Annotated in this window: 7 protein-coding genes; 2 read left to right on the forward strand and 5 right to left on the reverse strand. The window is 66.6% G+C overall.

Annotation, left to right across the window (positions count from 1 at the left end):
* The 4 genes from VFA16_RS03365 to VFA16_RS03380 form a co-directional block, all read right to left on the reverse strand.
* A partial coding sequence (locus VFA16_RS03365) for an NAD(P)/FAD-dependent oxidoreductase (RefSeq protein ID WP_324966456.1) occupies positions 1–888 on the reverse strand: 888 nt, incomplete at its 3' end.
* Between the two features lie 3 nt (positions 889–891).
* Complete coding sequence (locus VFA16_RS03370; protein WP_324966457.1) at positions 892–1,812, reverse strand: ferritin-like domain-containing protein; 921 nt, start codon at positions 1,810–1,812, stop codon at positions 892–894.
* 80 nt (positions 1,813–1,892) lie between these two features.
* The gene (locus VFA16_RS03375) at positions 1,893–2,738 is read right to left on the reverse strand and encodes an SDR family NAD(P)-dependent oxidoreductase (RefSeq protein ID WP_324966458.1); all 846 of its coding nucleotides are present in this window, start codon (positions 2,736–2,738) and stop codon (positions 1,893–1,895) included.
* A gap of 2 nt (positions 2,739–2,740) precedes the next feature.
* Entirely contained in the window at positions 2,741–3,730 is a 990-nt protein-coding gene (locus tag VFA16_RS03380; protein WP_324966459.1) for an alpha/beta hydrolase, read from the reverse strand.
* Between the two features lie 136 nt (positions 3,731–3,866).
* On the opposite strand from VFA16_RS03380, the gene VFA16_RS03385 reads away from it, so the two are divergent.
* Complete coding sequence (locus VFA16_RS03385) at positions 3,867–5,255, forward strand: wax ester/triacylglycerol synthase family O-acyltransferase (RefSeq protein WP_324966460.1); 1,389 nt, start codon at positions 3,867–3,869, stop codon at positions 5,253–5,255.
* On the opposite strand, the gene VFA16_RS03390 is transcribed toward VFA16_RS03385, so the two are convergent.
* Positions 5,252–6,898 carry a (2,3-dihydroxybenzoyl)adenylate synthase gene (locus tag VFA16_RS03390; RefSeq protein ID WP_324966461.1) on the reverse strand — a complete coding sequence of 549 codons (1,647 nt, stop codon included), beginning with the start codon at positions 6,896–6,898 and terminating at the stop codon, positions 5,252–5,254. The two genes, VFA16_RS03385 and VFA16_RS03390, sit on opposite strands and share 4 nt — an antisense overlap.
* Before the next feature lie 159 nt (positions 6,899–7,057).
* Here VFA16_RS03390 and VFA16_RS03395 point away from each other — a divergent pair.
* Positions 7,058–9,291: AMP-binding protein (locus VFA16_RS03395; protein WP_324966462.1), on the forward strand; the 2,234-nt coding region annotated here is incomplete at its 3' end.

Raw genomic sequence — 9,291 nt, forward strand, 5'->3', positions numbered from 1 at the left:
GTCGCTGGAGACCAGCATGCGTTTGCACCCGGGAACGAAGTCGGGGGTCAGCTGCCGGCGCAGCCATGGGTCTTTGACGGCCACCCGCAGATGCGCCTTGCCGAGCCGTGCCACCAGCGAGGTCAGCGGCGTGTTCCATACCAGCGCGGTGGCGCTGGCCTCATGTCCCCAAAACAACGCTTGCCGTGCAAGTTGTTGAGCTGCAGGCACTTTAGCGAACAGGTCCTGCACCGGCCGCGGGGTCGGGACGTCGAGGCGGGGCAGCACCCAGCCGGGGGTGCGTTGGAACACTTTGACGAACTCGGCCCGCTTGACCAGTTCCGGAATGATCTGGATAGCGCTGGCGCCGGTACCGATGACGCCGACCCGCTTACCGGCGAAGTCGTAGTCGTGATCCCAGCGAGCGCTGTGGATCTTCTTGCCCCGGTAGGACTCGATGCCGCGCATATCGGGGAAGCTGGCATCGGAGAGCGGCCCGGACGCCAACACAACGGTGCGGGCGCGAAATCGCTTGTTCTTGCTGGTGGTCGCAGTCCAGACACCGGCGTTCTCGTCGAACGCCAGCCCGTTGACGGTGTGGCCGAACCGGATGTGGCGGCGCACGTCGAATTGGGTGGCCATGTCTTCGAGGTGCCGGCAGATCTCGTCGGCGGGGGAGTAGGTCCGCGACCAGGTGGGGTTTTGGACGAAGGAGTAGGAGTACAGCAGTGACGGAATATCGCAGCTGGCACCGGGGTACGTGGTGTCACGCCAGGTGCCGCCGACCCGGTCGCCGCGCTCGAGGATGACGACGTCGTCGACGCCCGCTTCGGCGAGTTTGATCGCCGCACCCAGCCCCGTGAAGCCGGCTCCGACGATCAGCGTGGCGTAAAAGTGGTTGTGTGCCATAACTTATGCCGCCGGCTCGTAGGTGAGCTCTTTGAACCAGCTGGGCACCGGCTTGAGCAACGGTTTGGGATAGAAGTCGGACAGCCACACCATGGAGTTGGCCAGCAGGTGATACGGATGGCGCGGGTTGACCACCATGGCGGCATGCCGCTTGAGCACCTGGTAGGTCGGCACCCGACTGGTGAAATCACCTCGCTCGCCGAGCTGCTTGAACCGCTTGACCGCGTTGTAGAGTCGCTCGGGCTCCATGCCCATGTCGGCGAGTTCGTTGCGTACCCGGTTGAGCAGGGGCAGATACATCAGCGCACCGATGATCAATCCCGGTGAGGCGATGTTGCCGACGAATTCGATCGCCAGTTTGCGCGCCTTGGCGTGGCCGATCATGTTGAGGACTTCGAAATCCACTGCAAGGTGCCGGGATTCGTCGTTGTTGATTTTCTCGAACACCTTGTGGCACACCGGGTCTTCGACCTCGTCAAGCAGGAATTTCAGCAGCGCCCCGTCCAGCGCCACCTCCAGCATCGGGATGACGGTGCCCAGGATCGACAGCGACATGCCGTCGGCATAGGTGTCGAGCCACTGCATCGCGAGCCGGATGTTGACGTTGGGTTCCGGCATCTCGCCGTCGTCGAGCATCCCCCAGCGCTTCATCAGCGCCAGTTCGGCGTTGGCGTGGCGTTGCTCCTCGGCGTGGAAATAGCGGTAGATCTCGGCGATGGTGGGCGTCGGCGCCTTCTTTGCCAACGCCGCAAACCCGCGCGCGCCGATGTTCTCGATCCAGCACAGGTCGGCCATGAAAGCCTTCAGCTTGGGCCGGAAGTCATCGCTGATCGTCTCCGCGCCCGGAGCACCCCAGTCGATGTCGGCGAGTGCCCACTGCCGGTCCTTGATCTTGACGAGCATGGCGTCCATGTCGATAGTCATGCGCGCAACTCCTCCTCATCGCTTCTCTCTGCATCGTCGTTTGCGCGAGCCACGGGATTCTCCTTGCAGTTTGCGTGATCTCAGTGCGGGGTGACCCGAGATACCAGGCCAACCGCGCGGGTATAAGCGCTCGGCGCCAAGCGTTTGACGTTCCATCCGAACTTGGCCTCCAGCTGCGGCATGCAATACAGGTCGCCGCGATCGTTGGCATCGAGGCAGAGCCGGGCAACTTTTTCGGCCGAAACACCGGTCCAGCGCATCAGCCTCGCCGCGAATTCGCTGGATCCAGCGGTGATGCGGCCGGATTCGACGATGTTGGTCTTGACGAACGTCGGACACAGCACGGTGACCTTGATGCCGGTGCCGGACAGTTCGGCGGCCAGCGTCTCGGAGAGCGAGAGCACGCCAGCCTTGCTGACGTTGTAGGCGGCCATGCCTGGCGCGGCGCCGAACGCAGCGGCGGAGGCGACGTTGATGATGCCGCGCGGGATGTTGGACGGTTCAGCGCCGCGCAGGATCGGGGTGAAGACATGGCAGCCGTGAATCGGTCCCCACAGGTTGACACCCAGCGTCCAGTGCCAATCATCGAGGGATACTTCGCCGATGGGCGCTCCGCCGGCGCCAACACCGGCATTGTTGACGACCAAGGTGGGTGCCGCCTCGAACCACGACTCGGACTTGGCGGCTAGTTCGCGGACATCGTCGAACTGCGACACGTCGCAGCGGATCGCGGTCGCCTGGCCACCATGGTCGGTGATCGCGTCAGCCGTCTTTTGGGCGGCGGCTTCGTCGATGTCGCTGCACACGACCGCGCCGCCACGGCGGGCGAGTTCGACGGCGAACGCCGCGCCGATGCCGCTGCCGGCGCCCGTGACCACCGCCGATGCTCCGTGGCTCGGCTTCTTCTTGATGAACAGCCCGAGCATTGCTAGCCCGCCTTTCCAGCCGCTTGGACTTCGTTGGCACACAAGGCATTCGCAATAAAACGGGCTGCATCCGCCATCGCTTTGGCGGCTTCCGGAGACAGGCGGGGCAGCGCCTGGAAGACGTGCACCTGGTCGGGCCACACCTGCAATTCGCAGTCGCCGCCGGCTGCGCGGATATCGTCGGCCAGGCTGCGGGCATCCTCGACCAGCATCTCGGCCCCGCCCGCCTGGATCAACGTCGGCGGCAGGGCCGGTCCACCGGCGACGTCGAGCGTCAGCCGCGGATGGGCGGGATCCAGTCCTCGGCTGTACAACGCGACCAGTCGTTTAGCGTCGACCGCCCGGATCGCCGGATCGCAGCGGCGCTGTTCGGCGATGGCGGCGAGGCTGAAGGTCAGGTCGACCAGGGGCGAGAACAACACCAGTGCGGCAGGGTGGGCGGCGACGACATCCGGCTGCAGCAGCAGGTCCACTGCCAAGTGCCCACCAGCCGAATCACCACCGACCACAATGCTTTCCGGCGGAATGCCGCATCGTGTCACCAGCCAATCCCAGCCCGCGCGGACGTCGTCGGCGGCAGTGGGGAAGCGGTAGCGCGGCGCCAGCCGGTAATCGATGCAGAACACCGGGAGGCCGGTCAGGCGCGACAGCCACGACGTCAACCGCCGGTGGGTGCGTGGCGAACACAGTGCAAAGCCGCTGCCGTGCAGGAAGTAGACCACCCCATCGGCGCTCTGCACACCGGCTCCGCACACCCATTCGCCGACGACTCGGCGACCGTCGGGAAGCGCGGCGTCGATCGGTTGGACGCGCGCGCCCGCCAAGGACGGCCCGAAGACATCCATGATCCGGGCGACGATCTGCCGTGACGCCCATAGGCCCCAAGCTTTTTCAGGTGGAAGGATCGCGCTGATCTGTCGCAAGGTCAGCGCGCTTGCCGCCGCCGCTGCGCGTGACCGCAGTGAGCCGCGCGCGGGGATCCCGTCGCCCATACAACCGAGTCAATCGCAAATGGTGACATTAGTCAATGGCAGCGTTGAGCTAGCCGTGCAATGCCAAGGTCAACCGCGATTTGCGGAGGTTTTCATTTCTGGTTCTCACCCTTGCGTAGCGTCCTACGCTTTTGCCATGAGGCGTATGTCAAGTGTCGATGCCGCATTTTGGTTCGCCGAAACACCGGGCTGGCACATGCATGTCGGCGCTTTGGTGATTTGCGATCCCGCCAAGGCCCCGCACTTCCGCTTTCACGCGCTGCGCGACCTTCTCGCCGCCCGGATCGGCGAGTTGCCGCAGCTGCGCTATCGCGTTGTCGGCGTCCCGCTGGGGCTCGACCGGCCGTATTTCGTGGAAGACAAGGAACCCGATCTCGAGTTTCATCTGCGGCGCATCGCGGTGCCCGCGCCGGGCGGGCGTGCCGAACTGGATGAACTTGTCGGGCATTTGATGTCGTACAAGCTCGACCGTTCCAAGCCGTTGTGGGAGATGTGGTTCATCGAAGGGGTCGAGCACGGCCGGGTCGCCATCTTGACCAAAATGCACCACGCGCTGATCGACGGAGTGTCGGGCGCCGGGCTGAGCGAGATCATGCTGGATGTCACTCCGGAACCTCGACAGCCCAACGGCGAGGCCGCGCGAGCCCTCGGCGACACAGGGCCGCCCGGCCTGGACCGTCAACTGATCGGCGCGATGTTCAACGTGGCGGTGATGACGCCCTACCGGATGATGCGACTGACAGAGCAGGTGCTGCGCCAACAACTTGCGGCGCGCAGCATCTCCAACAAGCCGCCGCGGTACTTCTCGGCGCCGAAGACCCGCTTCAACGCGCCGATCTCGCCGCATCGGCGTATCGCCAGCAGCCGGGTGGAGCTGGATCGGATCAAGGTGATCAAAGACGCGTTCGCCGTCAAGATCAACGACGTGGTGCTGGCCGTAGTAGCCGGGGCGTTGCGCAGCTACCTCGAAGACCGTGGCGAGCTACCCGATCACCCGCTGATCGCCCAAGTGCCCGTGTCGACCCACAACGACAAGAAGGATGTTGCCAATCAGCTCAGCTCGATGACGGTCAGCCTGGCCACCGACGTCGCCGACCCGGCCGATCGGTTGGAAGCCATTTACCGCTGCACACAGGGGGCCAAGGCGATGAGAAAGGCGCTGACCGCACACCAGATCATGGGCCTGACGGAAACGACGCCGCCCGGGCTGCTCACGCTGGCCGCGCGCGCGTACACGATCAGCCGGCTGGGCGCCAACGTCGCGCCGATCAACCTGGTCGTATCCAACGTGCCGGGTCCTGACCGCCCGCTGTACGCGGCCGGCGCCGTGGTGGAGCGGTTCATGCCGATCGGTCCGCTGGTGATGGACGTCGGGCTGAACATCACCTGTTTCAGCTATCGCAACTGGATGGACTTCGGCTTCGTCACCACACCGGAGATTGCCCACGACATCGTCGATTTGGCCGACGCCATCGAGCCGGCGTTACAGGAACTGGAAAAAGCAGCGACGCAAGGTGGGTCCTAGGCGAGGCTCCGGTGATCAGCTGAGGCCAGCCGGCTGATCGCCGACTTGTCGACCTTCCCCACCGCCGTGGTGGGCAGCGCGGCCAGTGGCATCACGACGTCGGGGCGGGCATGCTTGGCTACTCCGCGCGTGTCGAGGTAGTGGTTCAGCTCGGCCAGCGTCACCGGCTGCCCGGCGAAGACGACTGCGGCACAGATCTTTTCACCGAGGTAGCGGTCAGGCAATGGCACTGCCGCCGCCGAAGTAATTGCCGGATGAGTGAGCAGGTGCTCTTCGACGTCCTGGGCCGCCACGGTCTCACCGCCGCGGTGGATGACGTCTTTGACTCGGCCGGTGACTTGTAGGTAGCCGTTGGCCAAGCGGCGCACTACGTCGCCGGTGCGGTAGAAGCCGTCGCGGTCGAAGCTGCGTTGGTTGTCACGTTCGGCGCGGAAGTAGCCGTTGAGCGTGTACGGGCCCCGTACCAGCAATTCGCCTGCCGCGCCGGGTGAGACGGGGTCGCCGGCGTCGTCGACGATGCGCAGTTCGTCGTCGTCACACAGCGGCCGTCCCTGGGTGTGGTCGAGCAGTTCGGGCGGATCGTCGAGTCGGGTGTAGCACACCAGCCCCTCCGCCATCCCGTACACCTGCTGCAGGCCCGGGGTCAGCGTTTCGCGTATCCGGCGGGCATCGTCTGCGTCCAGCTTGGAGCCGCCAACCTGCAAGAGTCGCAACGTTTTCGGTATCACAGGCTCCCACTCGCAGGCGTGTGCCCACAGGGTGGCCAGTGCCGGCACCAACGCGGTCACGGTGACGCGGTGGCGCGCGATCGCGGCGAAGGCCGACTCGGGGCTGGGATCGGTGGTGAACACGGTGGTGGCACCGACGGTCATCGCGCCGAGCAATCCGGGGCAGGCCAGCGGGAAGTTGTGCGCGACTGGCAACGCGACCAGGTAGACATCGTCGGCGGTCAACCGGCAGACTTCGGCGCTGGCCGCGGCGTTGTAGACGTAGTCGTCATGGGTGCGGGGAATGAGCTTGGGAAGCCCCGTGGTGCCGCCGGAAACCAGCAGCAACGCAGGCGACCCGGTATCCATCGCGACCGGTGGGGGCGGCGCCGAGGCGGCATACACCTGCGGCCACGACATGAACGGCCCGGGATCGCCGTCGACGAGGACGTGCTGCAGCGCGGGATACTCGTTCGCGACCGTCCGGGCCATCGTGCGGTAGTCGAACCCTCCTGCCACGTCGGTGACGAGCAATGCCCGGGCGTCGCTGACGGCGGCGAAATGCCCGATTTCGGCGGCGCGGTGCCCCGGCAAACACATCACCGGGATCGCTCCCGCTCGCAGCAGCCCGAAGAAGGCCGCCGCGAACTCACTGCTGTTCGGCAACTGCAGCAGTACCCGGTCACCGGCCGCGACGCCGAGCGCAGCCAGTCCGGCGGCCGCGCGATCGGCCCGCGCGTCAAGGTCGGCGTAGGTCAGGCATTGGCCGCGCCCGTCATCGTTCGCTTCGAGCACCGCCGGACGATCGGGCCAGCGCCGGGCGGCATCGGTCAGGATCGAATCGACGGTCCGTCCCCTCCAGTAACCGGCCGACCGGTACCGCGTGGCCCGGTCGTCGGGAAACCTCACAAAGCCTCGCGGCGCTGCCGTCGGCATCTCCTGAACCAGCCTCCCTTGATCCGTCCGGGCCAAGATTAGGGTAAGCAACCCAAATTAGGGCAGGCTGTGCTAACTAGTAGGGTTAACGCGCAATCGGCGATGCCCTAGATGCGACCTAATAGGTGCGCGTTGCGAGCAGGTCATAAGGAGGCGTTCGTGGTGGGTGCCGCTGCGAGCCGCGAGGCCATCCGTGCGGAAGTCGCCGAACTGCTCGGCATCAGCCCGCACACCCTCGACCCGTGCGGCAACCTGATCGGGCAAGGTCTTGATTCCATCCGGATGATGGCGCTCTCGGGCCGCTGGCGCCGCCGCGGCGCCGACATCGACTTCGCCGCACTGGCTGCCACACCCACCATCGAGGCGTGGTCCGACCTGCTGTCCAGCGCCCTGCATACCGCCGACACGGCGGCGCCCGACGAGCCGGAGATGTCGGACGCTGACACCCCTGAGGCTTTTCCGCTCGCGCCGATGCAGCACGCGATATGGGTCGGCCGTCAGCACAACCAGGAGCTCGGCGGGGTGGCCGCACACCTGTACGTAGAATTCGACTGCGGCCCAATCGATCCGGAACGATTGCGCACCGCTGCCGCCGCTCTGGCGTCGCGTCACCCGATGCTGCGGGTGCAGTTCCTGCCCGACGGAACCCAGCGCATCGATCCGGGCGGGCAGCTGGGTGTCGTCGTGCACGACTTCCGCGAACTCGCCGCCGACACCGTCGAACACCGGCTGACCGAGATCCGGCACACCAAGTCGCACCAGCAGCTCGACGGGCAGGTGCTCGAGCTGACGCTGTCGTTGCTGCCCGGGGAGCGGTCGCGGCTGCACGTGGACCTCGACATGCAAGCCGCTGACGCGATGAGCTACCGCACGCTGATGGCCGACCTGGCGGCGCTCTACCGAGGGCGGCAACTGCCTGACCTGAACTACACCTACCGCGAGTACCGCCGAGCCATCGCCCGCCAGGAGGCCGCTCCACAACCGGCCCGCGACGCCGACCGCGACTGGTGGGCCCAGCGCATTCCTGATCTGCCGGACCCGCCGAAGCTGCCGTTGGCGCATGCACCGGACATGTCGCGGAGCACCCGGCGCTGGCACTGGCTGGACCCCGCGACCTGCGACGCGCTGTTCGCCGCGGCGAGGGCCCGCGGCATCACGCCGGCGATGGCCGTGGCCGCGTCGTTCGCCCATACGCTGGCGCGCTGGTCGGCCATCCCGCGGTTCCTACTGAACGTGCCGCTCTTCGGCCGCCAGCCACTGCACCCCGACGTGGATCGGGTGGTCGGCGACTTCACGTCGTCGCTGCTGCTCGACATCGATCTGACGCACACCGGCACGCCGGCACAGCGAGCGTGCGGCGTGCAGGACGCCATGCGCACCGCAGCCGCGCATTCCGCCTATCCCGGGTTGTCGGTGCTGCGCGACCTCGGCCGGCACCGCGGCGCTCAGGTCCTGGCGCCGGTGGTGTTCACCAGCGCGCTGGGCCTCGGTGAGCTGTTCGCCGCAGAGGTCACCGAAGCCTTCGGCGCACCCGAGTGGATCCTGTCGCAGGGCCCGCAGGTGTTGCTCGACGCCCAGGTCACCGAGTTCAACGGCGGTGTGCTGGTGAACTGGGACGTCCGCGAGGGAGCGTTTGCACCCGGCGTGATTGACGCGATGTTTGCCCACCACATCGCAGAACTGTCCCGGTTGGCCAGCAGCGACGAGGCGTGGGAGGCGCCCGGGCCGTCGGCGCTGCCGGCGCAGCAGCGCGCGGTGCGACAGGCCCACAACACTCGCGCCGCCGCGCCCAGCGGAGAAGCGTTGCAGGACGGGTTTTTCCGTGTCGCCGAGGCGCGGCCCGAGGCGCCGGCGGTGTTCGCCAGTACCGGCGAGCTCACCTACGGGCAGCTGCGCAACCAGGCGCTAGCGGTGGCGGCCGCATTACGTGAGACCGGCGTCCGGGCGGGCGACACGGTGGCTGTCTTGGGCCCCAAGGGTGCCGAGCAGGTTCCCGCGCTTCTGGGCACCCTGGCCGCCGGCGCGGTCTATCTGCCGATCGGCGTCGACCAGCCCCCGGAACGGGCGGCACGCATCCTGGATGCCGGCGCGGTGAGCGCGGCGCTGGTCTGCGGGACCGACATGCGGTCCTTGCCGGTGTCCGCTGTCACGGTCGGTGAGGCGCTAGGCAGGGATGTGGGCGACGAAACCCGGCCGACTCCAGTCGATTCCGCCGAGCTGGCCTACGTATTGTTCACCTCGGGTTCGACCGGAGAACCCAAAGGCGTGGAAATGACGCACGACGGCGCCATGAACACCGTCGAGTTCCTAAGTAGCCACTTCGATCTTGGTCCCGGCGACCGGTGCCTGGCGTTGTCCGCGCTGGAATGCGACATGTCGGTGCTCGACATCTT

This window comes from Mycobacterium sp., from assembly GCF_035653355.1.
GTDB lineage: Bacteria > Actinomycetota > Actinomycetes > Mycobacteriales > Mycobacteriaceae > Mycobacterium.